This is a genomic window from Mesorhizobium sp. P5_C1 (assembly GCF_054049815.1).
This window is the reverse complement of record NZ_JBFULQ010001085.1, coordinates 1-1,040: the sequence shown is the minus strand read 5'-3', so window position 1 is coordinate 1,040 and position 1,040 is coordinate 1. Positions and strand designations below refer to the sequence as shown.

Annotated in this window: 1 protein-coding gene; it reads right to left on the bottom strand. The window is 53.4% G+C overall.

Features of this window, described 5'->3' with window-relative positions; translation table 11 throughout:
* A partial coding sequence (locus tag ACXJ7R_RS34045; protein ID WP_457155623.1) for a DUF72 domain-containing protein occupies window positions 1-332 on the bottom strand: 332 nt, incomplete at its 3' end.
* Between the last annotated feature and the right edge of the window lie 708 nt (window positions 333-1,040).

The window sequence follows — 1,040 nt, the reverse complement described above, 5'->3', positions numbered from 1 at the left end:
ACATTACGCCGGGCCGGGTCGAGTTGGCCGAGAATGTCGTTCAGTCTTGCCTTTGTGAAGTGGTAACTGGGCGGGAGCTGGAATAGAAAGCAGCCCATTCTCTCACCGAGGATATCGGCTATCATTCCAAAATCCTTTACGAGAGTTTTGGTCCCCTCGAACCTCTTGATGTGGGTAATCAGCTCGCAGACCTTTACCGTATAGACGAAACTGCTTTTTGCGGGTTGCCGAAGCCAGCTTTTTACATTTGCGACGGTTGGCCATGAATAAAAGGATGCGTTAACTTCGACAGTATCGAATCGTTTCGCGTAGTGATTGAACCATTCGCTCATGGGCAGATCCGTCGGATAAAACTGTCCCCGCCATTTCCAGTAAAACCATCCCGAGCACCCGACATAGGCAGATGCCTGCAAACACGACTCGGTATCACGCTTTGCTATTGCCCCGGCCAATCGGGCGGAATGCATCTTGTGGGCACGCCCAACGTTTTCAATTCGCTGTTTCTCTCTGCGCAGCCTACGTCGCTCACGGCGCTCATCGGGCCCAAGTGCTTTCCGTTTGATGGCTTCCGAACACATGACATTACCCTCTCCGCCTTAACGTCGGCAGGGTCGGATGGCTCCGTTCAACTGGCTAAAGTGGCGCGGGCGGACTGCTGCCGATCAGGGGACGGATCCAAGTACAAGTCCGGTGGCGATGCAACGATTCGACCAGCCTCGAAAACGTCAGGCCGCCCTGAACGCGTGCGCTGGCACCGTTCAAGAAATCTGATACGAAGCTCAATAAGCTTTACGAGCAGATCGAATCTCGCTTGAAGGACGACGCGGAAGCCAAGAAACTTCCAATTCAAGCACAGCGGATTGGGACAAATTTCGATCCTGGCTATGTCCAGCGGTATCGGGCGAGATGATTCGAACCACTAAATTCAACGCGACTTCGTTGAGGTGTTGTTCTCCCGGTTTGCCGCGTAGTCGATAGTAAAGGTTCCCTCGGCAACGCGAACGCCCTGCTTCACGTTGAAGATTGTTACCGTTGTGGTC